General features: G+C 45.3%; 21 protein-coding genes. 10 read left to right on the forward strand and 11 right to left on the reverse strand.

Translation table 11 applies throughout. The features are described from left to right. The first annotated feature begins 64 nt into the window (after positions 1 to 64). From BG260_RS10070 to BG260_RS10090, 5 genes are all read left to right on the forward strand, one after another. Positions 65 to 985, forward strand: a complete 921-nt coding sequence (locus BG260_RS10070; RefSeq protein WP_245683945.1) for a YihY/virulence factor BrkB family protein — start codon at positions 65 to 67, stop codon at positions 983 to 985. Then, on the forward strand, positions 985 to 1590 hold the full coding sequence (locus BG260_RS10075) for a DNA-3-methyladenine glycosylase (protein WP_069132283.1): 606 nt from the start codon (positions 985 to 987) through the stop codon (positions 1588 to 1590). Before BG260_RS10070 ends, BG260_RS10075 begins: the two co-directional genes overlap by 1 nt. A 90-nt stretch (positions 1591 to 1680) precedes the next feature. After that, on the forward strand, positions 1681 to 2328 hold the full coding sequence (locus BG260_RS10080; protein ID WP_245683946.1) for a YceI family protein: 648 nt from the start codon (positions 1681 to 1683) through the stop codon (positions 2326 to 2328). A 205-nt stretch (positions 2329 to 2533) separates the two neighbouring features. Further along, positions 2534 to 3097 carry a DUF6580 family putative transport protein gene (locus tag BG260_RS10085; RefSeq protein ID WP_069132285.1) on the forward strand — a complete coding sequence of 188 codons (564 nt, stop codon included), beginning with the start codon at positions 2534 to 2536 and terminating at the stop codon, positions 3095 to 3097. Positions 3098 to 3108: 11 nt separating this feature from the next. After that, positions 3109 to 3834 carry an SDR family NAD(P)-dependent oxidoreductase gene (locus BG260_RS10090; RefSeq protein WP_245683947.1) on the forward strand — a complete coding sequence of 242 codons (726 nt, stop codon included), beginning with the start codon at positions 3109 to 3111 and terminating at the stop codon, positions 3832 to 3834. Positions 3835 to 3990: 156 nt separating this feature from the next. On the opposite strand, the gene BG260_RS10095 is transcribed toward BG260_RS10090, so the two are convergent. Continuing rightward, positions 3991 to 5532 (reverse strand): YifB family Mg chelatase-like AAA ATPase, encoded by a 1542-nt coding sequence (locus BG260_RS10095; protein WP_069132290.1) that lies wholly within the window; start codon positions 5530 to 5532, stop codon positions 3991 to 3993. A 92-nt stretch (positions 5533 to 5624) separates the two neighbouring features. On the opposite strand from BG260_RS10095, the gene BG260_RS10100 reads away from it, so the two are divergent. After that, on the forward strand, positions 5625 to 5999 hold the full coding sequence (locus BG260_RS10100) for a DUF4342 domain-containing protein (RefSeq protein WP_069132292.1): 375 nt from the start codon (positions 5625 to 5627) through the stop codon (positions 5997 to 5999). A 54-nt stretch (positions 6000 to 6053) separates the two neighbouring features. On the opposite strand, the gene trxB is transcribed toward BG260_RS10100, so the two are convergent. Then, positions 6054 to 7034: a thioredoxin-disulfide reductase gene (gene trxB / locus BG260_RS10105; RefSeq protein ID WP_069132294.1), complete on the reverse strand. Its 981-nt coding sequence runs from the start codon at positions 7032 to 7034 to the stop codon at positions 6054 to 6056. Between the two features lie 184 nt (positions 7035 to 7218). Here trxB and BG260_RS10110 point away from each other — a divergent pair, with 184 nt between their 5' ends. The 3 genes from BG260_RS10110 to BG260_RS10120 are packed head-to-tail and all read left to right on the forward strand — an operon-like array spanning position 7219 to position 10068. Beyond that, positions 7219 to 8340, forward strand: coding sequence for a Re/Si-specific NAD(P)(+) transhydrogenase subunit alpha (locus BG260_RS10110; RefSeq protein ID WP_069132296.1), 1122 nt, complete (start codon positions 7219 to 7221; stop codon positions 8338 to 8340). A gap of 22 nt (positions 8341 to 8362) precedes the next feature. Next, the gene (locus BG260_RS10115) at positions 8363 to 8656 is read left to right on the forward strand and encodes an NAD(P) transhydrogenase subunit alpha (RefSeq protein ID WP_069132298.1); all 294 of its coding nucleotides are present in this window, start codon (positions 8363 to 8365) and stop codon (positions 8654 to 8656) included. Then, positions 8653 to 10068 (forward strand): NAD(P)(+) transhydrogenase (Re/Si-specific) subunit beta, encoded by a 1416-nt coding sequence (locus tag BG260_RS10120; RefSeq protein WP_069132300.1) that lies wholly within the window; start codon positions 8653 to 8655, stop codon positions 10066 to 10068. Before BG260_RS10115 ends, BG260_RS10120 begins: the two co-directional genes overlap by 4 nt. Positions 10069 to 10126: 58 nt before the next feature. Here the strand turns inward: BG260_RS10120 and BG260_RS10125 are convergent, their stop codons facing one another. From BG260_RS10125 to BG260_RS10145, 5 genes are all read right to left on the reverse strand, one after another. Next, positions 10127 to 11341: a PQQ-dependent sugar dehydrogenase gene (locus tag BG260_RS10125; RefSeq protein WP_083750246.1), complete on the reverse strand. Its 1215-nt coding sequence runs from the start codon at positions 11339 to 11341 to the stop codon at positions 10127 to 10129. 71 nt (positions 11342 to 11412) lie between these two features. Further along, on the reverse strand, positions 11413 to 12261 hold the full coding sequence (locus tag BG260_RS10130) for an LEA type 2 family protein (RefSeq protein ID WP_083750247.1): 849 nt from the start codon (positions 12259 to 12261) through the stop codon (positions 11413 to 11415). A gap of 52 nt (positions 12262 to 12313) precedes the next feature. Beyond that, positions 12314 to 12859 carry a uracil-DNA glycosylase gene (locus tag BG260_RS10135; protein WP_218089759.1) on the reverse strand — a complete coding sequence of 182 codons (546 nt, stop codon included), beginning with the start codon at positions 12857 to 12859 and terminating at the stop codon, positions 12314 to 12316. A 168-nt stretch (positions 12860 to 13027) separates the two neighbouring features. Then, a complete protein-coding gene (recQ, locus tag BG260_RS10140) occupies positions 13028 to 15208 on the reverse strand; it encodes a DNA helicase RecQ (RefSeq protein WP_069132306.1) in 2181 nt (726 codons plus the stop codon). Between the two features lie 148 nt (positions 15209 to 15356). After that, a complete protein-coding gene (locus BG260_RS10145) occupies positions 15357 to 16700 on the reverse strand; it encodes a M24 family metallopeptidase (protein WP_069132308.1) in 1344 nt (447 codons plus the stop codon). Positions 16701 to 16792: 92 nt separating this feature from the next. Between BG260_RS10145 and BG260_RS10150 the strand changes: the two genes are divergently transcribed. Then, complete coding sequence (locus tag BG260_RS10150; protein WP_069132310.1) at positions 16793 to 17863, forward strand: branched-chain amino acid aminotransferase; 1071 nt, start codon at positions 16793 to 16795, stop codon at positions 17861 to 17863. Positions 17864 to 17874: 11 nt separating this feature from the next. On the opposite strand, the gene BG260_RS10155 is transcribed toward BG260_RS10150, so the two are convergent. Genes BG260_RS10155 through mnmA form a run of 4 tightly spaced genes read right to left on the reverse strand, consistent with a single transcriptional unit; the run spans position 17875 to position 21500 of the window. Next, positions 17875 to 18804, reverse strand: coding sequence for a bifunctional metallophosphatase/5'-nucleotidase (locus BG260_RS10155; protein WP_087148701.1), 930 nt, complete (start codon positions 18802 to 18804; stop codon positions 17875 to 17877). Beyond that, positions 18801 to 19535: a 5'-nucleotidase C-terminal domain-containing protein gene (locus tag BG260_RS10160; protein WP_069132312.1), complete on the reverse strand. Its 735-nt coding sequence runs from the start codon at positions 19533 to 19535 to the stop codon at positions 18801 to 18803. Before BG260_RS10160 ends, BG260_RS10155 begins: the two co-directional genes overlap by 4 nt. An 11-nt stretch (positions 19536 to 19546) precedes the next feature. Further along, positions 19547 to 20308, reverse strand: a complete 762-nt coding sequence (locus BG260_RS10165; RefSeq protein ID WP_069132314.1) for a hypothetical protein — start codon at positions 20306 to 20308, stop codon at positions 19547 to 19549. Between the two features lie 55 nt (positions 20309 to 20363). Further along, on the reverse strand, positions 20364 to 21500 hold the full coding sequence (mnmA, locus tag BG260_RS10170; protein ID WP_069132316.1) for a tRNA 2-thiouridine(34) synthase MnmA: 1137 nt from the start codon (positions 21498 to 21500) through the stop codon (positions 20364 to 20366). Positions 21501 to 21588: the final 88 nt, after the last annotated feature.

The raw sequence follows: 21588 nt of genomic DNA on the forward strand, positions 1-21588 counted from the left end.
GAACATTTCACACATCCATTTTGTTGATTGGCTTTGAATTGATTTCCAACTATTTTTCAAATATATGCAATTGTTGGATAAACATAAGTTTCGGGAGTACTGGATCAGGGTTTGGAATTTGATTGTAAAAAAGCATGTTTTTTACAACGCTTCCGCGATAACCTTCAATTTAATTATCTGTTCAATCCCGTTTACACTGATCTTAATTTCCATTATTGGGTACGTTCTCTCTATTGATGCAGCCTTTGACGAGCTTATCAGATATGGCCGGGAGCTTCTCCCAAACCTAAATTATGAACGAGAATCGGGTGACGTAATCGGCAGTGCCATCACACTGGAGACAATTATAGAACCGCTTGTGAATGCTCGTACCATTTTTGGGGTGGCCGGTATCGCAATTTTAATGGTGTTTGCCCAGGGGCTTTTTCATACCATGAAACATGCTCTGTTTGAAATTTTTGACGTTGAAGACCGAAAACATCCGATTATGGAATTGATCCATAACTTTTTCGCTTTTGGCGTTATAGGCGGTGTTTTTCTCTTTTTCAGTATTGCAATCTCCATCATCTCACTTTTCTCATTTAACGAAATATCCATCCCCTACACCGAGATTATTATTGAACTCGGATGGATGGCCGATTTTCTGACCAATGTGATCCCGATCATTTTTATGATTCTGCTTTTTTATGCCATTTTCCGGTACATCAGCGAGCGCCGGATGCAGCCAAAAGTAGCTCTCTTATCAGCCATCACTTACACCATTCTCTTTGAAGTAGCAAAGTATGGAATCGGCTTTTACCTGGAGTATGCCCTCACGGCTTACCGCTATTTTTACCAGGGATACACAGTTTTAATTATCATTATTTTCTGGGTCTTCTATTCCGCCGTTTTATTTGTATTCACTTCCATCCTGGCCAGATCCTACCAGGAAATTTATCTTAAGGAACCCGTATCTGACAGAAACCCATACACCGACATCTCTTGATGTTTACTACGAAGAATCTATTGCCAACAGATTTTTATGCCAATCCCGATGTTGTTGATGCAGCTCAGAAACTCCTGGGTAAAGTCTTGTGCAGCCATATAAACGGGGAATTCACATCAGGAATTATTTCTGAAACAGAAGCCTACTGTGGCCGGAACGACAAAGCGTGCCATGCCAATAACGGCAAACGAACCGAACGCACGGAAGTCATGTTTGGCGAACCCGGTCACGCCTACATCTATTTGTGCTACGGAATCCACCATCTCTTTAATGTGGTGACCAATCAAAACGGACTGGCCGATGCCGTGCTCGTACGAGGCATCTTACCGCTGGATGGACATCATCACATACAGGAGAGGAGAAACATACAAGACAACCGCCAACTGTGCAACGGGCCGGGCAAACTGACACAAGCCCTCGGCATAACAACCAATCTGAATAAAACCAATCTGAGAAAACCGCCTGTCTGGATTGAAGATCGGGGTATTCATGTGCCTGAGAATGAGATCATCCCTTCAAAAAGAGTCGGCGTGGAGTATGCCGGAGACCACGCAGACAGGCTCTGGCGGTTTGAAATTTCTTCTCAGCTCCGTAAGAAAATATAGAACCGTCTCATCCAAAGGTTATAACCGATTCCTCTCCCCCGTTCAATTTTTTTCTGTTTAATCATTATTCAGGAACTGGGTTGAAAGGAATTGAGTTTCGACTTTAACAATCAAAAAAATAAATTCAAGAACCATGTTAAAAAAGCTATCTATTTATCTATCACGTCATTTTTATTTATCACACTAACCGCATTTACCGTTATCGACAGAGATGCAACCGACTGGCAACTTGACAAAGCACACAGTTCCATTAAATTCACCATCACACACTTTTTTACTCCTGTAACCGGTACGTTTGATGATGTGGACGCCACGATCAATTTTGACCCGGAGAATCTCGAAGAGAGCCGTATTGATGTAACCATTCCCGTCGAAAGTGTAAACACACGCAACGAACGCCGCGATAACCACCTTCGGTCTGAGGATTTCTTTAATACCTCACAATGGCCAAACATGCGATTTGTCAGTAGCTCGATTGAGCAAACCGGTGAAAATGAATTTGTAGCCCGTGGTGAACTCACCATTCGTGATGTAACCCGGGAATTTGATCTGCCCTTTCAGCTCCTTGGAGTGATGGATCACCCAATGCAAGAAAATACGCGCGTTGCAGGAATATCTGCCAAAGCCGAATTGATGCGAACCGATTTTGGTGTTGGCGTTGGCGACTGGGCCGCAACGGCAGTGGTAGGCGACAGAGTAAATATTGAACTTAACCTTGAGTTGACAACTTCGATTTGAGCAACACCACTACCTACTTATTTAAGCCCGGATTCATTTTCGGGCTTTTTTTATTTCAGGGATATGGGGAGTGCCTTACCAAACGGTTCCCGATTTCAAGCGAAGAGAAACTTCAACTATTATTGGGAAAAACTGATTTCTCGTTCTCACTTTTGCCAATCAACCCTTATATTTAATCCCGTTGAACCAAAAGGCTACCAGTTACATGAACAAGAATACATTTTACATACTTACCGGTTTCATTCTATTTGCAGCACTCTCGAGACTGCTGCCACATCCATACAATTTTACACCGCTCGGCGCAATTGCACTGTTTGGAGCTGCGTACTTTAAAAATAAAAAGTGGGCGTTTATTGTACCTATGGCAGCATTCTGGGTAAGCGACCTATTGCTTAACAACCTCGTTTATTCATCTTTCTATGAAGGATTTACATGGTTCACCGGTGGATTTTTCTACATTTACGGAAGCATCGCATTGATTGCGCTCTTAGGTTATTACCTTCTCAAAAAGGTTACAATTGGCCGTGTTATTGGAGGGGCATTTGGAGCATCGGCTATTTTCTTCATTGTAAGTAATTTTGGAGTATGGGTAACCAGCCCGCTCTACCCGCTATCAGCAGAGGGTTTAATGGCTTGCTATACTGCTGCTATTCCCTTCTTCCACAACACAATTGGAGGAAACCTGGTTTACAGCGCCCTACTTTTTGGTGCTTACGAGTGGATGAAAGTACAGTACCCATCCCTTCAGACTGTTGAAGCTAACGTCTAAACTCATTTCGCGTGAAGAAACGCATGGTCATTATCGGTGCCACATCCGGTATCGGAGAACAACTTGCCAGACTCGCCATCCGAAACGGATATATTGTAGGTGGTACAGGCCGGAGAGTTGCACGTCTAAAAGCACTGAAGGATGAACTGGGTGACAATTTTTATACCCACCAGATGGATGTCACCCTTTTTGATGAAGCGAAAACTGCACTTCACAACTTGATTGACCGGATGGGGGGGATGGATATCATTGTGCTCAATGCAGGTATCTCAAATCACCCCGCTTCGTCAATTGTAGCTATGGAGCAAAAAGTGATTGATGTGAACGTGAGTGGATTTGTTCAGCTTTTTGGGGAGGCCTTTCAATATTTCAGGAAGCAGGGGCACGGACAGATCGTTGGCATATCTTCCATCGCCGGACTTTTTGGATCGTCGCGTGCAGCTCCCTACAGTGCATCAAAAGCCTTTATATCTACTTACATGCAGGCATACCGACAGAGATGCAACCGCATAAAAGAGGATATCCCCGTTACTGATATTGTTGCCGGATTCATCAAAAGTGAGATGACGGAAGGAAAGAGAGGGATGTTCTGGGTAGCTGAAACAGACAAAGCGGTAGAGCAGATACTGCATGCTATAGAGAAGAGAAAGCCGGTTGCTTACATTACACGGCGGTGGCGCCTGGTGGCTTGGCTCATTCACCTGATGCCCGATCGTCTTATTGACAGGCTTTGGTAACTTCCGTTTTTCTACAGCAAAAGATAGAGCAGAAACAGAATAAACGGGAGTGTGAAGACCCAGTCTGATGATTGATATTTCGTCGTTTCTCTCATTTCCATGTTTTTATTTTCTTTAACTGATTCTACACAATTTTGTTTCACCTTCAGAATTAGATCAGCCTAACCAACCCTCCCGATCAAGGCTTCGATATTGAATTGCTTCGGCAATATGATTCGGAAATATCGATTCCGTTCGATCCAGATCAGCAATCGTTCGTGATACTTTTAGTATTCGATCGTATGCTCTGGCTGATAGTCCTAGAGTATTCATCGCTTTCTTTAACATGCTTTCTCCGGCTTTATCAATTCGGCAGATTTTCCGGGCCATTTTCGTATTCATCTGAGCATTACAGTAAACCCCTTCAATCCCCATAAATCTGCGGCTCTGTATCTCCCTCGCTGCCACCACACGCTCACGAATGTTTGCCGAACTTTCTCCTTTTGTTTTGGCAGATAACTCATCAAAACTGACTTTCTCAACATCCACATGTAAATCAATACGATCCAGCATCGGCCCACTGATTCGATTCAGGTATCGCTGCATCTGCATGGGTGTAGCACCATTCTCATCATCCGGATCGTACCAGTCGCCCGTTGGCGAGGGATTCATTGAGGCCACCAGCATAATTCTGCTCGGGTAGTTCACACTCATTCTTGCCCGCGAAATACTCACGCTTCCATCTTCGAGCGGCTGACGCATCACCTCAAGCGCGCTTCGTTTAAATTCGGGTAACTCATCCAAAAATAGAACGCCATTGTGTGCCATTGATATTTCACCGGGCATCGGTATGCTTCCTCCCCCAACAAGTGCCACGTCTGACACCGTGTGGTGAGGACTACGAAACGGACGGTGTGTAACTAATGATTTACCCGGCTCTAGTATGCCGGCTACAGAGTGAATTTTTGTTGTTTCAAGCGCTTCATCGAGAGTGAGCGGCGGCAGTATAGTCGGCAACCTTCGCGCCATCATTGTTTTACCTGAGCCGGGCGGACCAACCATAATTACATTGTGTCCGCCCGCTGCTGCTACCTCAAGGGCACGTTTCACATTCTCCTGACCTCTTACATCTTCAAAATCCAATACATCAGCTTTTCCGTTTGTACTGAACAGGCTTTTCGGATTGATACTCAATGGAGGTTTACTGTTTTCATTCTCAAACCAATTCATTACTTCTTTCAGATCCGAAAATGGCAACACCTTAATTCCATTCACAACAGCCGCTTCTGCACCATTTTTTTCGGGCAAAATAATATACTCTAGCCCACGCTCTTTAGCCTCTACCGCCATGGGCAACACCCCTTTTACCGGACGAAGTTTCCCGTCCAGTGCCAGCTCTCCGAGTATTAAACTTCGTTCAAGTTTTTCAGTCTCTATCTGGTCCGATACGGCCAATAAACTGACGGCTATTGGCAGGTCAAAGGCGCTCCCCTCTTTTGGCAGATCGGCCGGAGCAAGATTTACAGTAATTCGTCCGCGAGGAAAAAAGGCATCTGCATTTTTAAGAGCCGCATCAATTCTATCTTTCGATTCGCTAACTGCCCGGTCAGGCAGTCCTACTAAAAAATATTTCGGTAACCCACCGCTCCGGTTTACTTCCACTTCAATCAGCCGTGCATCCACGCCGATAGTCGAAGCACAGTATACTCTTGACAACATAATAACTCCTGAATCTTTTTGTTCTCTATCTCGTAGTAAGAAACAGGATTTGTTCAATCCTTACAGGTTAACATCAAAATTGAGGTAGAAAAATGGAAAAAACAGAGAAGACCATACTTGAAGAGCTTCAGGGAACCGTTCAGGAAATTATCGGACAAATCAAATCCCTGATCAAAAAGGGCGATGCAAAAAGGGTCATTGTAAAAAATAAGAGAGGCAAAGTGTTGCTTGAGAGTCGCCTCACACTTGGGTTGGCCGGTACTGCCGTATTAGCTATTTATGCTCCGCTTTTTACAGCGATCACTGCACTTGTTCTCTACGCCAGTGATGTCCGTGTTTTTGTTGAGCGAGATGCAAATAATGAGGAAACAGATGAGTATGAGGTGGATGCAGAAGTGATAGAAATTCAGGATGAGAGTGACGAAGAGTCCGATTCCAAAACAGACAAAACAGTTGGTAAAAAATAAAAAAGCGACAAGCAGCCGAGCCACTTGCCGTTTACATTCGTAATGAAGAGAAGATCACTTCCAGTGCTGCTGGGCAATCGCCTCTTCGCTCTCTTCCATATCGGAAAGAAACCGTTCGGCATCCAATGCAGCACGGCAACCGGTTCCCGCTGCAGTCACAGCCTGACGATAAATAGGATCCATTGCATCGCCGCTGGCAAATATACCGGGAAGATCTGTCTCTGTTGACTCACCTTTGGTCTTGATATATCCAACATCATCCATTGTCAGCACATTTTTGAACAGGTCTGTATTGGGTTTATGGCCAATGGCTACAAACACACCGGTTACATCTTCCAGTGTAGAGATTTCACCGGTTTTATTATTTTTGATCTTCACGCCTTGCACAACCTGGTCGCCCAGAACTTCCTGAAGCTCGGAATCCCAGATAAACTCAATTTTATCATTTTTAAATGCACGCTTCTGCATTGCTTTCGAAGCACGAAGCTCATCGCGCCGGTGAATGACTGAAACTTTGCTTGCAAATTTGGTCAGGAAAAGAGCTTCTTCCATCGCGGTATCGCCGCCGCCCACAATCACTACATGCTGGTCACGGAAAAAGGCTCCGTCACAGGTTGCGCATGCACTCACACCTTTCCCGCGAAGGCGCTGCTCACTTGGCAGGTCAAGCCATTTAGCAGATGCACCGGTTGCAATGATGATTGCTTTTGCAAAAATCTCTGTCTCTTCATCTACAGTCAGTTTATACGGACGCTCATCAAATTCGATATTTGTTACATACCCGTATCGGCAATCAGCTCCAAAACGTGTGGCCTGCTGACGGAAATCCTCCATCATTTTCGGCCCCATTACTCCTTCAGGGTAGCCCGGAAAGTTGTCCACTTCCGTTGTCTGTGTTAACTGGCCGCCGGGTTCCGGGCCTTCAAATACAATCGGGTTCAAATCGGCACGTGCTGCATAAATTGCCGCTGTTAAACCGGCCGGACCACTCCCAACAATTACCACATCAAATGTTTTTCCTTGAATGTCTTCCATTATTCTTAATTGATTTTATTTTTCTTTCCTACAAATGTAAGAAATATTGAACTCAAATTTGGTCAATCTTGTCTATTGAATCTATAGTCATTTACAAATATGACCCTGTAGCCATAACTCTTTATGCGTTGTAATTTATCCAAAATTAACTATGTTTAGTTAAACTAACCGAACGAGGTTTCCCATGAATGTTGGTGTTTTCCGCGAAACAAAACCGCTTGAAAAACGCGTGGCTCTAACGCCTGAAGGGGTTCAGAAGCTGATAGAAAAAGATCTGCGGGTGCATATTGAATTTGGAGCGGGCGAACAATCAAGCTATTCCGATCAACAGTATGAAGAAGCCGGTGCTCAGATGAAATCCAGAGAGGAGATACTCTCACAAACTGATCTTCTACTTGCTGTTCAGGCGCCGGACCCTGAGATTCTTAAAAAAATGAAGAGCGGGGCAGCTACAGTTTCATTGATGTGGCCGCTTCAAAACAGTGACTATGTAAAACAACTCTGTGAGCTGGGCATCTCCGGGTTGGCCATGGATACAATCCCCCGGATCAGCCGGGCTCAATCGATGGATGCGCTCTCCTCAATGAGTAACATCGCAGGGTATAAGGCTGCGCTGCTCGGGGCCAATCATCTGGATCGCTACCTGCCCATGATGATGACAGCCGCCGGAACCATTCCGCCTGCTAAAGTACTGGTCTTGGGTGCAGGTGTTGCCGGCCTTCAAGCCATTGCCACTGCAAAACGCCTTGGTGCTGTTGTAGAAGCGTTTGATGTGCGGCCTGCAGTGAAGGAACAGGTGGAGAGTCTGGGGGCAAAGTTTGTTGAAATGCCGTTTAACGAGAGTGCAGAAACAGATTCGGGATACGCGAAGGAACTATCGGATACCAACAAAGAACGCCAAAAGAATCTGATTCACGAGCATGTCAAAAAATCGGACATTGTGATCACCACGGCTTTAATACCGGGGAAACCTGCTCCTACTCTTATTACCAAACAGATGGTCATTGATATGTCTGCCGGGTCGGTAATCATTGATATTGCGGCAGAGCAAGGGGGAAACTGTGAGCTTACCAAGCCGGGGGAGATCAACCGCGAAAACGGTGTTATTATTGATGGCCCATTGAATATCCCCAGCACCCTGGCATTTCACGCCAGTAAACTATACTCTAAAAATATTCTGTCTCTTCTCAATCTTTTGATTGATGAGGGCCGTTTGAACTTTAACTTCGATGATGAAATCATCGCTAACGCTACGGTAACTCATCAGGGTAAGATTATCTCTCCTTTTGTGAAGGAGAACAGCTAACGGCAATTAACCCAATCCCCTTATGGAAGCATTTATTTTTAACCTGTTCATCTTTGTGCTGGCCTCTTTCGTTGGATTTGAACTGATATCCAAGGTGCCGCCAACACTCCACACTCCGCTCATGTCGGGAGCGAACGCAATTTCGGGTATTACCTTAATTGGTGCACTGATTATTGCCGGCGGTCCTGATTCACTTTATGCACAGTGGATCGGCTTTGCAGCTATCATATTTGCAACAATCAATGTAGTGGGTGGTTTTATGGTAACTGACAGGATGCTCGAAATGTTTAAAAAGAAGGAGGAGGATAAGCAATGAGCCATTTTCTCCCAGAATTCCTTCAAGATGTCTTACCCAATATCATCCAGATTTTCTACCTGGTTGCAACAGGCTTTTTTATCATCGGTATTAAGCGGCTTGGATCTCCCGCAACCGCCCGGTCAGGAAACCAGATGGCCTCCCTTGGGATGTTGATAGGCGTAGTAGTTACCCTTTTTGATCGCGAAATTATCGCCTTTGAGTTTATCATTGCGGGATTGGTTGTCGGGGCCGCAATCGGGATTTTTGCGGCCAAAAAAGTCCAAATGACAGCCATGCCCGAAATGGTGGCCATTTTCAACGGATTCGGGGGAGGAGCTTCGGCACTGGTTGCCTGGGGTGAATTTTCCAGACTGAGTCCTGCCCTTTTTGATACACAAAGCCTGGCTACAACCGGACTGAGTATTCTTGTCGGCTCCATCACCTTTACCGGAAGCTTTATCGCATTTGGTAAGTTGAAAGGCTTTATCGGTGGCGGGCGCATCGCGTTGCCGGGTCAAAACATCATCAATCTGTTACTTACCGCTGCCGCATTGGGAATGGTCGGTTGGTTTACAGTTGACCCTGAACATCAAGTTGTGTTCTGGACACTTTTCGGACTTGCATTGCTTATCGGTGTTTTAACGGTTCTTCCTATTGGAGGCGCAGATATGCCGGTGGTTATTTCATTGCTCAACTCCTATTCCGGTATTGCCGCTTCCATGGCCGGGTTTGTTTTGGGGAATAACCTGTTGATTATCAGCGGTGCGTTGGTTGGAGCCGCCGGACTGATTTTGACCAACATCATGTGTAAGGCGATGAACAGAACGCTTGTCAATGTTCTGTTTGGTGCGTTTGGCGGATTGGAAGACTCAACCGGGCCTGATACCGGAGATAAAACCTATCAACAAACCTTTGCTGATGATGTAGCCATTCAATGTGCATACGCTTCCAAAGTTGTCATCGTTCCCGGATATGGCCTTGCCGTGGCCCAGGCTCAGCATACGCTGAAAGAGGTCGCAAATATTCTGGAAGAAAGAAACGTAACTGTTAAGTACGGAATTCATCCTGTAGCGGGACGTATGCCGGGACACATGAACGTACTGCTCGCTGAAGCTGATGTGCCATACGATCAACTCTACGACATGGATGAAATCAACCCGGATTTCAAATCAACCGATGTGGTTTTGATTATCGGTGCTAATGATGTTGTGAATCCGGCAGCAAAAACATCTCCGGGAAGCCCCATTTACGGAATGCCCATTCTGAATGTCGATGAAGCAAAACGGACTATTGTTTTTAAAAGAAGTATGAGCCCGGGGTATGCCGGTATCGACAATGACTTATTTTACAGTGATAAGAACCAGATGTTTTTCGGAGATGCAAAAAAATCACTTCAAGAGCTGGCTACCGCGTTAAAAGAGCTCGATTAAACAAAAAAACCCCGAAGTATTTCTCTTCGGGGTTTGATATGGTTGTTCATAACCCTGCTTACTCTTCAATAGGGACAATTCGGTTCAGATGTCCGTTCGTTTCATCCAGGAAATAGATATACCCGTCAGGTGCTTCTATTACGTGACGAATCCGTCCAATTCCTTCAACCAGCCGCTCTTCTCTTACAAACTGATCCCCGTCAAGCACAACCCGGGAGATCGATTGATAAGCAAGTGCACCAATCAATGCATTTCCTTCCCATCCGGGATATTTATCAGATGTTACAAACGCCATACCCGCAGGAGCTATGGATGGTGTGTATTGATGAACCGGCTGTTCCATTCCTTCACGCTCGGTCTCTTCAGTAATGGTTGAACCGTCGTAGTTAATACCATAGGTGATTTCCGGCCAGCCGTAGTTCGCACCCGGCTTGTTGTTGATGTTTATTTCATCACCGCCACGTGGACCGTGCTCATTTGTCCAAACAACACCTGTTTCTGGATGAACGGCCATGCCCTGAATATTTCTGTGACCATAGGCGTAGATCTCATCCAATCCGTCTCGCCCTACAAATGGATTATCTTCAGGGATAGATCCATCATCGTGAAGACGCAGTACACTACCGTTCGATTTACTCAAATCCTGAGCAGTATCCATCTCTCCGCGATCTCCAATTGAGAAAAACATGTAACCGTCGTGATCAAACACAATTCGGCTGCCAAAATGGTGGCCCCGGTTTGTGAATGGGGTGCCTACGTAAAGTTCTTCCATATCCACAAGACTATGAGCATCTTCATCAAACCTTACTCGAATAATGGCGGTCTGTCCCTCACCATCTACTGGTTTTGAGTAGCTGATATAAAGCCACCCATTTTCAGCATAATTGGGATGGGGTTCGATATCGAGCAAACCACCCTGATTTCGTGCAAATACTTCAGGAACACCTGAAATTGGATCGCCGTGAAGTTCACCATTTTTAATTTTTCGAAGAGTCCCGTCACGTTCTGTAATCAGCACCAGGCCATCTGGCAGAAAAGCAGCCGCCCACGGCAGATCAAGGCCTTCCACTACCGTTTGAACATGAAAATTGAACTCCTCAGATTCATAAACATCACCGGGATTATCTGATAAAGCGAAGTATTCAGGATTATCGTCCTGAGTTGCTTCACCGTTATTTGCCTCGGTTTCCAGCGATTCTGCACACCCAACTGCAGAAAGCAGCAAAATGGTTGTCAGAATCGATAATAATTTTTGGGCTTTAAGAACTGTCATAGGTTGGGTATTTGAGTTGTGAGTATTGTAAACCGTTCAATTACACATGTATAACTGAAAAAATATTAAAATCAGTCCAGCCTGTACGTTCCGGATAGATCAAATGGAAATGTTTGTCCGTCGCGGAAACCCTGAAGATCAGCAGAAATATCAGCCGACCCTTTCAAGTCATATTCAAAAGAGGTATTCCCGCTCATAATGTCCATCAATGCTGACCCCATTTGCGACGAATTCAGGCGGATAGGTATCGTGATGGTTTGGCGATCTGAGGCACCAATTCTGATATTTTCACCAAGTGTGGTGTCGAGCCATTCACGACCATTTACAGCCAGTTCATAAGCAGTATTTGCAATGGAAATTGCAAATGGGTTTGGATTCTCGACCTGGAAACTAACTTCAATTTCAGCACCACTCAGCGAAATATTTTTCACATCAAAATCGCCCAATGATATTCTTGGCACCTTTGGAATCGGCAGTTCACCGGACGTTCGCACAGGAACTTTTCGGGTTCCAAGAACCGGGACCTCAAATTCGACTTCGGTAGCAATTGCATACGATAGGCTGTCCTGACGTATCACCGACCGGAAAGAGTCATAAACTTCCTGAAAATTTAGCGTTACAGGAACTTGTACAGTCTGCTTCGATTCCCGCCCAATACTGAAATTGTCCTCTTCAACTCCTGATAAGAATGAACTTTCATTGATGAAAAATTCATAATTATAGCCGGATGCAGACACTCCAAAACTGTTTGGGTTATCCACTTCAAAATCAAAAAGGAGCGTTACCCCGTCGGGGGTAATTCGGTCGATCGACATATCCTTAAATGAGACGTTCGGTTCCTGAACATTCGCCGCATCCCGAAGGGTACTGCAGGAAACCGCAAACATTGAGACCAATAAAATTAATAGTAGCTTTTTCATATTGTAGATCTAAATTTTAAAAATAGATAAATGCTTTACCCGCACTTTTGTTTCAATTCAATTGAGTAAGTTCAGATAACTGCCGTCGAAATTTGGGCGCCCCGCCATTTGCAGGATGCCGCACTCCGATGTAATCAACTCCAAGTTCCGACAAACTCTGTTCACACTTCCTGCCTACTGCCACAAGTTTTGGTTTATTAAACAGTCCAATAAACGTTTTTAAATGTTTCAAACCCGCCTCCATTTCACCTGCCAATGGTGTTCGGTTACTAAGCAGTCCTTTGTCGGGGTCATATGGATGCCACGGTACCGCATTCCATAAAACCACTTCGTACGGATTTATATTCATATCCGTTAAAGCACCCCACATAATTGTTGCTGTCGGTTCACTCATACCTTTCTCAATCAGATCGGGACGACTGGTTCGGTTGGGCCTCTCACTTTTAAAAACGTGCGCCGGTTTCACTCCGTATTTCTCCTGCTGGTACCCGAGTAGAATTCGCTCAGAGGTCATAGCAATACCGGTAAAATGTCCGCCCTGATAACCCAGTGCTTCCGCAATAAACAGGTATTTTGCCGTATGTTTGCGTTCCGACAAATACGTTTCGAGTTGTTTCCTCCGAATCTCCGGAGCGTTTGGGACAGCATCATGTTTTTTATCCTGATGGTACCAAGGATTGAACAAACCCTTTGGGGTTCGTTTTAAAGATTTAACAAATTCTGTAATTGCACTCTTTTCAGGCATAGAATAAACAGACAACTTTAATTATGACGATGCATTTTCTGCCAAGTACGCCAGCTGAATTACCCGAAGTTCACTGTAGTCTACGGTTTTATTCAGGTCTTCGTACACAAGCTTAAGAATATCGGCTCCAACCTTGTCCATCGACTCGTACACCTCATCTATTTTGCGCTGTGAAAGTGATGATGCCTCCAGAATCCCTTCCGGATTGAGCTTATTCCCTTCGTCAAGATATTTTTTCAGATTGCTTAAAATAGTAACCGATTTGACGCCAAACTGTTCGGCAAGGTGATCCACGGATTTCCCCTCATTAAACTCTTCCCCCACAAGTTCATGCTTCTTCTTTTCCGCCGTTTCTTGAACTTTTTTCTTAATCGCTTTCGATTTTTCATCCACATCGTGGTTGGCCGTAAATTCACGGATGATTGGCAAAAACTCTTCACCATATCGCTTCAGTTTTACCGATCCCACGCCATAAATGGCCATCAAACTTTCATCATCCTGCGGAAAGTAGTACGACATCTCCATCAGAGTCGTATCCGGGAAGATCGCGTAAGGCGGAATTTCCTGTTCATCGGCCAGTTCTTTCCTTTTTTTACGAAGCTCCTCGAACAGATCGGCGTTGTGCTTATTCTCCACATCAGATGAGGTTCTTGAGGTCTGACCTTCATCTGTTGCCGCCTGAGTTCGATCCAGAATTCCCTCTACACGCTCTTTTCCATCCAAAACAGCCCTAGAGTTTTTTGTCAGTTTTAAACTGCCATACTCCGGATCTTTTCCCAGATAGTCACTTCTGAGAAGAAGTCTTGAGAGCTGAATCCACTGATTTTTTGTCCACTCTCTCCCAATTCCATACGTAGAGAGCTCGTCGTGTTTATTCTCTTTGATCTTCTTCTGTTTTGATCCTCGTAAAATATCTGCAATGTAGTAGGCTCCAAAACGCTCATCTGTCCGGGCAATGCAGCTCATATATTTTTGAGCCTGCTCGGTGTAATCCTGCATGTTATCTTTGTACTTCAAGCAGTTGTCGCACATTCCGCACTCATCATGTGGATATTCCTCACCAAAATATTCGAGAAGTGGTTTTCTTCGGCAATCATCAAACTCAAGAAAGTTCAGAAGTGCATCAAGGTGTTTTTCAGCAACTTTCTTCTCCTCTCCCTCTTTTTGATTTATGAAGTACTGAATTTTCTGTTTATCGGAGTAGCTGTAGAGCAGCATACAATCAGCCTGCAAACCATCTCTGCCGGCCCGTCCAATCTGCTGATAATAGGATTCAATATTCTGGGGCATATCATGGTGTACCACAAATCGAACATCCGGTTTGTTGATTCCCATCCCAAAAGCAACTGTAGCCACGATAATCTGTACATCATCCCGAATAAATGCTTCTTGATTTCGAGTTCTTTGCATCTCCGACAACCCCGCATGATATGGCAGAACTGAGTGTCCTTCGTGTTTCAGATCGCTGTAGAGTTCGTTCACCTGCCGTCGTGAAAAACAGTAGATAATTCCCGACTGTTTTGGCCTGGTATAGAGAAAATCAAGAATCTGCTCAAGCGGTTCCTGTTTATCCACAACCTGAAGCAGCAGGTTTTTACGGTCGAAGCTCGCTACATAGGTCTCCGTTTCATTCATCTCCAGCGTTTTGCGAATATCCTCGCGAACACGCGGTGTAGCTGTGGCCGTTAAGGCCAGGCAAACAGCATCGGGAAAATCTTTTCGCACGGTTGCAAGCTGCCGATATTCCGGCCTGAAATCGTGTCCCCATTCAGAAATACAGTGCGCCTCATCAATGGTAAAACAGTCTACTTTGAGCTGGTTTAACAACTCTCGTGTACTCTGCATCATCAGGGTTTCGGGTGCGAGATAGAGCAGCTTGGCTTCCCCGTTTTTCAGTTTTTGCACGTTGGCAGCGTACTGTTCAGGCGTTAATGTACTGTTCAAAAACAGAGCCGGAACCCCGAATTCATCCAGCTGTTCCACCTGATCTTTCATCAGGGAGATAAGGGGTGAAATCACGATCGTCAACCCATCAAAAAGAAGTGCCGGAATCTGGTAGCAGAGAGATTTTCCGCCGCCTGTTGGCATAATAACCAGTGAATCTTTTTTATTGAGAACGTTTGAAATAACGTTTTCCTGAAGCGGTCGGAATTTGTCATATCCAAAGGTTTGCTTTAGGACCTGCTTCGCTTGCTTAATCATATAAATTGTATATCTGTCTTTTACTAAATTCTAATTCTCGCCTGTTTATCGTATATAAGATACCGTATAGTTCACTCCCTTACATATTTCAATTCGAAAAAATCGAAACTGTTTCGCGGATTATTAGTCATAATGCAGAATCTGACGCCTATTTCTGTCGGGGAATTACGTAAAGCTCTTCCATTCTGCCGTCGATGTAGTAGGTCTTTTCTCCGTCGAACATTGCATCTTCTTCAAGCATAATTCGAATGGATCGGTTCCATTCCGGTATTTCCACTTCTACATTCAGCTCAATAGAGTGTGCTGTATTGGGATAGAGCGGATAATCACCTTTGCCGGGAACTCCGCCCTGCTGATCCCACAGCCCAATGGTGGGACCGGCACCATGCCCCTGATACCCGATCGGATGAGTATAGATCGTGGCGTTAATTCCTTCGGCCTCCGCCTTTTCCAAGGCAGACCGTAATATATCGTTACCCGACCGGCCGGTTTTGAACTCATTTGTCAAAATATCCTGTAGACGATTACCAATTCTGAGAGCATCCCGTAAATCTTTGGGAGCCTCCGTCTCCCCCGGCCTCAGCACATAAGCGTGGCGCTGGGTGTCTGTTGAGAGTCTTAAGTACTCAATCCCAAAATCGATATGAATCAGGTCTCCCGGCATAATTACATCGGCGCCGGCACGATCTGAGAAGTCTCCATCATGCTCTTCTGATTCACTCCTCTGAACCGATACCGAAGGATGAAACCAAGCTGTCAGATTCAAATCCCGTATCCTCTCCCTATACCACCACTGCACATCTTCGGTTGTGGTAACCCCTGGAGTAATCACTCGTTCCGATAATCCTTCGGCTACGATGTTGTGAGCGATCCGGTTAATCTGGCTATAGACCACCTTCTCCTCTTCCGTTCGTGTCTCCAGCCAGCCAATCGCCAGATTTTCTGCGGAAACGATTCGATCCTGTAATTCCAAACTCAGACTGCTTTTCAGGTTGGTGTAGTCTGTATGACTGATTCCATCAGCTAATGCAAAATCCTCCGAGAAGTTAATCCCGATCTTTTCGGGGTTGCGATCTGCAACTATCTGTCCAAACCGTTTCCACTGATCCGGTTCTTCATCCGGAAACCACTGCGTTTCAAAAAAGCCAATATTGTACCGTGCGACTGCCAATCGCTCAACAGGCTCTCCTTCGCCGGGATCAAAAAACACCAGTATGGTTGTTCGTCGCGACGACTGCCAGGTTGCGGGCAGCATAGTGAAAAGTACCGGATCTTCATTGTATTCCCGGGCAACGAGCACCCACATATCAATTCCTTCTCGGCGCATCAATTCGGGAACCAGATTATCAAGCCGGCTCTCTGCCCAACGGTCAATCACCTCTGCCCGCTCCCTCATGGTTAGAATGTGCGGAGTTATATCGTTAACGGGCTGTGACGAAACATCCAGCGTCAGAAATACAGTAATAACAAACAGTAATAAACTTTTTCTCATGACCTGACCGGGAATTAATTGACGATTTGAACCCACGATTTACAAAAATTCGTGTTATATTTAATAGGATTAAAAGTAAATGAAAAACCATTATGAAAATACACATTACCGAAACAGATCAAAGCAGAATCTCTGAAGTAGACTTCAAAAATCTGCAGTTTGGGCGCGTATTTTCTGACCATATGCTGGAAATGGTTTACCGGGATGGACAATGGCAAGAGCCTGAAATCAAACCGTACGGACCGGTTGAGTTTAAACCATCCATGCAGGCGCTTCATTATGGGCAGGCGATTTTTGAAGGGATGAAGGCATATCACGTAGATGATGAAACCATTCATCTTTTCAGGCCAAAAGATCACCACCGGCGCCTGAACAATTCCGCCCACCGAATGTGTATGCCGAAAATTGAGGAGGAGGTTTTTCTGAAAGGCTTGGAGAAACTCATTGCCCTTGATCATCAATGGGTACCTAAAGAGAGAGGACACGCACTCTATGTTCGTCCGTTTATGTTTGCCTCCGAAGAGTACCTCGCTGCAAAAGTGTCGAATGAGTACCGTTTTTATGTAATTACCAGCCCCGTTGCTGCGTACTACAGTGAAGGATTCAACCCGGTAAAGCTCACGACATCTGAAAAGTTTGTCCGAGCAGTAAGAGGCGGAACCGGCGAAGCCAAAGCTGCCGGAAATTATGCAGCCAGTTTCCTGCCTGCCAAAACCGCTCAGAAAAAAGGATTTACACAGGTTATATGGCTCGATGCCATCGAGAATCGATATATCGAGGAGGTGGGAACGATGAACATCTTTTTTCTAATGAATGGGAAGTTGGTCACACCTGAGCTAACCGGATCAGTACTGCCCGGGATTACCAGACGTTCTGTAATCACCGTTGCCAAAGACTGGGGCATAGATGTTGAAGAGAGACGGGTTTCAATTGATGAGGTTATTGAGAGCGATCGAGCCGGCAAACTGGAAGAGGTGTTTGGATCCGGAACAGCTGCTGTTATCTCTCCGGTTGGATTAATTCACCACGACGGAGAAACCATTCGTCTGGATGAAGAGAAGATCGGGCCTTTTGCCAAAAAAATGTTTGATACCATAACCGGCATTCAATATGGCAAACTCGCCGACAAATTTAACTGGACACACCCAATCAGCATCGATTAGCCAACGCAACGTTACTCGGTTCCCTCACCAATGGTGTAGTAACGATCTGAGAGTGCATATTTTTGATTTCGCTCATTAAAACTCAGATCGATTCTGCCAAGCCGCACACCGCCATGCCCCATCTGGGTAATTTGAGTCACATCTCCATCAGGATTAACCACACCCACAGGATAGTCCAGAAACGTATGGGTATGCCCGCCAATAATTAAATCTATTCCGGCTACCTTTTCTGCCAGAGTCATATCGTCCATTCTGCCGCTTCCGTATTGAAAACCAAGATGACTCAGACAAATAATAAAATCGCACTTATGATACTGGCGAAGGCTGTTTGTCATGCCGGTAGCCCATGCAATCGGGTCGCGGTGACGCACACCTCCATGCAAATCGGGTGAAACAACCCCGTTAAATTCAATACCGAGTCCAAATATACCTATACGAAAACCCTCGAATTCTTTAACGATCAAGCGCTGCAGGTACTCATTCATCGGGGTTCCGGATGCATCATAGTTAGCTGCCAAAATGGGAAAGCGGGCTTTTTGTGCCGCCTCGGCAAATCCATCCGGTCCGCGATCAAACTCATGATTTCCAACCGCCATTGCATCGTATCCCATTTCACTCATCAGCTTCAGGTCCACCTCTCCTCCGTAAACATCAAACCAAGGCGTTCCCTGAAATACATCTCCGGCATCGAGTAAAAGGACATGTCTGCTTTCTGATCGGATTTTCTTAACAAGTGACGCTCTTCGTGCAATTCCGCCCAGCCCTGCAAATTCTACCGCATTGTCGGGAAACGGGTCGAGGCGGGCGTGTGTATCATTGGTGTAGAGAATAGTGACATTCGGCTTTGCCGGTGTTAACAGTTTGGCACCCGCTCCAAGCGGAGTCATCAAGCCGGCTGCCATCAATGCACTTTGTTTCAGAAAATCCTTTCGCGATATCATGACCGAATCCTCCCATCCCGATTTGCATGGATATTCCTTCGGCTTTTGAAATAATCGATATAGAGTTCGCGTACATTTACCTCGTGCAGATCAATTCGATCTGAATAATCCCAGAGAGCAGGGAACTGATCTCCCCCATTGGCGGCCCAACTCGTTGTGGCAACCAAATACTCCTCAGCAGGATTAAGTGTCTGTGCATTCACTAATACGCCTCTGGCCCGATCTCCATCAATTCTAAATCGCATCCCGCTTATCGGAGCACCCCCCAGCTCCGCAACTTGATTGGCAAGCTCCATTACACGTTCACCTTTAAGCTTCAAAATCACCAGATGATTTTCGTACGGCATAAACTCCAGAACGTCCATTCGGGTCAGATCACCCGGGGTCAGGTAGAGCCGAAATGATGAATCACCAATCACCCCGATATTTACAAACTGTTTGAGTTCACTTCCGGCCCTAAAACGCAGGGCGTCAGCAACCAGATTTCCAAGGGCACTCTCCGGCTTACTAAAACGAAGCGTATCGTGAATTGTGGCAATCGTCTCACCCATCTGCAGATGCAGCGAGTCTCGGTACGTATTGAGAAGTTTAGAAATTTCGGGATCCGGTTCGGGGTATTGAGTAGCGGTAACTGCTTTATTATCCGGACGCTCTTCTGAAGAGGAGTAATGTGAACAGCCTGAAATGAATCCAATAAATAGCAGGGGGAGGATTATTTTACGAATCAACATTCAGAACCTGTTTACCTCCTTTGCCTGAACATGCTCATCATTAAATCACTTAATCCGAGCAGTTTAACATTGGGTGAGAGCTCTGTGAGTGACCTGTCAAAACCGGATGTATTCACCGTAACTGCCTCGGCACTGAAAATCTTTTTATTACCCGCATACCCTTCAATTAACAAGGGAAAACTATTTGGGTTCATAATCAACTCTACCGGCAGATCTTCATCCAGCTGATTTCGACCTGTTGTCTGCCAGGCGTCATTCAGCAAACCCCATCGAACTTTAATTTGATCAGTTAGCCAAACAGATACTCTTCTGTTATCTGATTCGTTTTTCAGCAAAAACTCGTTTACTGTATATCCCTGAATTTGCCGGGATCGTCCGGTCTCTTCAACATTCTTTTCCCAATCAAAACCCTGTTTGGGTGTATTACCGGACCTGCCGGATACACGATTCATCAGATCTACGAGTCTGTCTATATCGTATTTAGCTATTTTAAATGCTTCCCCCTCACCGGTGTTGAATACAAAATCCTGTTCGTCATTTCGAACCAAAATGCCGTCTGTACTTAAGCCGGACATCACTTCCAAAGAACTGCTTGAACCGATAAAAATCCGCTCAGCGGTGAACACCATGTTCAAATTTGTCTGCTCACTTTCCCCCTCATCTGTATTTACTATTTGATACTGCACCTGACCCTCAAACTGTGCAATCGCATGATCAACTGTCAACAGAAAAAAAAACAGGAATAACAGGGAATGAGATAGGTTTTTTTTCATAGCAGAAATATTATTGTGTGTTCATCACTGTAAACGATCCATCATGCAGTTTGTTTCAGCCTGCCAGTTCAGCGGGCTCATTCATTTCTACATTTACCTTGTTGATCCACCCACCGGCAACCACATCATCTCCCTCGTAGCAAACAATTGCCTGGCCCGGAGTAATTGCTTCTCGTCCGGCCGGAAAGTGAACTTCAATTTCATCGTCGGAAAGCTGTTTGATGGTTCCCATCGCTCCGTCGTCGTTGTAACGGATTTTTCCGGTAATTTCCATCTCGCCATTCGGAATTTTATCATACTTCACCAGATTCAGCTCCTTTGCCCGGCAGGTAGTACTGATCAAATCCTCTTTTTCACCCACGGTAATCACATTCTTCTCCGCATCGATATGCGTTACATAGACCGGTTTACCGAGCGACAGATCCAAGCCGCGTCTCTGACCAATGGTATAAAATGGAAATCCTTTGTGTTTTCCTACAATATTACCCTGTTGATCCACAAACACACCGCCGCTTACCCGCTCTTCAAGATCATCTACTTTATCTTTCAGAAAACGGTGGTAGTTGTTATCCGGAATAAAACAGATTTCGTACGAATCGGGTTTAGTCGCCACGTTCAGCAGGCCGTAATCTTCAGCCATTTGCCGAATTTCGGTTTTGTGATATTTTCCGAGCGGGAAAATGGTTCTCTCCAGGTGTTTCTGCTCTACACCCCAAAGCGCATACGACTGATCTTTGTTGTGATCTTTCCCTTTGGAGATCACATAACGCCCATTTTCCTCTCGTACGTTTGCATAGTGGCCTGTTGCAATAAAGTCACATCCCAGGTTATCGGCCCGTCTTAAGAGTGCCGCCCATTTTATATGGGTATTGCAAAGTACACACGGATTGGGAGTTCGCCCATTGGTATAGTCTTCCACAAATCGGTCGATCACCCAGTCGCCAAACTCATCCCGGATATCCACGATAAAGTGTTTGAAACCGTACTTTACGGCGATGTGACGTGCGTCATTCATCGACTCAACCGTACAGCAGCCCGTCTCTTTCCCGTCATTACCGCCGCTTCGGTGATAATCCCAGGTTTTCATTGTAATTCCGATCACGTCGTATCCCTGTTCTTTGAGCATCACCGCGGCCACGGATGAATCCACTCCGCCGCTCATTGCAACAAGAACACGTCCTTTGGTACTCATATCTGTCGTTTTGATTTTTTATTAGACTAGCTAAAATACGGATTTTCTGTGTAAATCGTATGAAGTTGGTAACGGACAAATTCCGGTG

The sequence above is a fragment of the Rhodohalobacter halophilus genome, from assembly GCF_001715195.1.
GTDB classification, from domain to species: domain Bacteria; phylum Bacteroidota; class Rhodothermia; order Balneolales; family Balneolaceae; genus Rhodohalobacter; species Rhodohalobacter halophilus.

Coding starts and splice junctions, on each gene's coding strand:
- BG260_RS10160 (WP_069132312.1), bottom strand. CDS start 19,535: ATGTTGATTCGTAAAATAATCCTCCCCCTGCTATTTATTGGATTCATT.
- BG260_RS10085 (WP_069132285.1), top strand. CDS start 2,534: ATGAACAAGAATACATTTTACATACTTACCGGTTTCATTCTATTTGCA.
- BG260_RS10075 (WP_069132283.1), top strand. CDS start 985: ATGTTTACTACGAAGAATCTATTGCCAACAGATTTTTATGCCAATCCC.
- BG260_RS10100 (WP_069132292.1), top strand. CDS start 5,625: ATGGAAAAAACAGAGAAGACCATACTTGAAGAGCTTCAGGGAACCGTT.
- BG260_RS10150 (WP_069132310.1), top strand. CDS start 16,793: ATGAAAATACACATTACCGAAACAGATCAAAGCAGAATCTCTGAAGTA.
- BG260_RS10095 (WP_069132290.1), bottom strand. CDS start 5,532: ATGTTGTCAAGAGTATACTGTGCTTCGACTATCGGCGTGGATGCACGG.
- BG260_RS10110 (WP_069132296.1), top strand. CDS start 7,219: ATGAATGTTGGTGTTTTCCGCGAAACAAAACCGCTTGAAAAACGCGTG.
- BG260_RS10120 (WP_069132300.1), top strand. CDS start 8,653: ATGAGCCATTTTCTCCCAGAATTCCTTCAAGATGTCTTACCCAATATC.
- BG260_RS10145 (WP_069132308.1), bottom strand. CDS start 16,700: ATGAGAAAAAGTTTATTACTGTTTGTTATTACTGTATTTCTGACGCTG.
- BG260_RS10165 (WP_069132314.1), bottom strand. CDS start 20,308: ATGAAAAAAAACCTATCTCATTCCCTGTTATTCCTGTTTTTTTTTCTG.
- mnmA (WP_069132316.1), bottom strand. CDS start 21,500: ATGAGTACCAAAGGACGTGTTCTTGTTGCAATGAGCGGCGGAGTGGAT.
- BG260_RS10130 (WP_083750247.1), bottom strand. CDS start 12,261: ATGAAAAAGCTACTATTAATTTTATTGGTCTCAATGTTTGCGGTTTCC.
- BG260_RS10115 (WP_069132298.1), top strand. CDS start 8,363: ATGGAAGCATTTATTTTTAACCTGTTCATCTTTGTGCTGGCCTCTTTC.
- BG260_RS10125 (WP_083750246.1), bottom strand. CDS start 11,341: ATGACAGTTCTTAAAGCCCAAAAATTATTATCGATTCTGACAACCATT.
- BG260_RS10155 (WP_087148701.1), bottom strand. CDS start 18,804: ATGATATCGCGAAAGGATTTTCTGAAACAAAGTGCATTGATGGCAGCC.
- trxB (WP_069132294.1), bottom strand. CDS start 7,034: ATGGAAGACATTCAAGGAAAAACATTTGATGTGGTAATTGTTGGGAGT.
- recQ (WP_069132306.1), bottom strand. CDS start 15,208: ATGATTAAGCAAGCGAAGCAGGTCCTAAAGCAAACCTTTGGATATGAC.
- BG260_RS10070 (WP_245683945.1), top strand. CDS start 65: ATGCAATTGTTGGATAAACATAAGTTTCGGGAGTACTGGATCAGGGTT.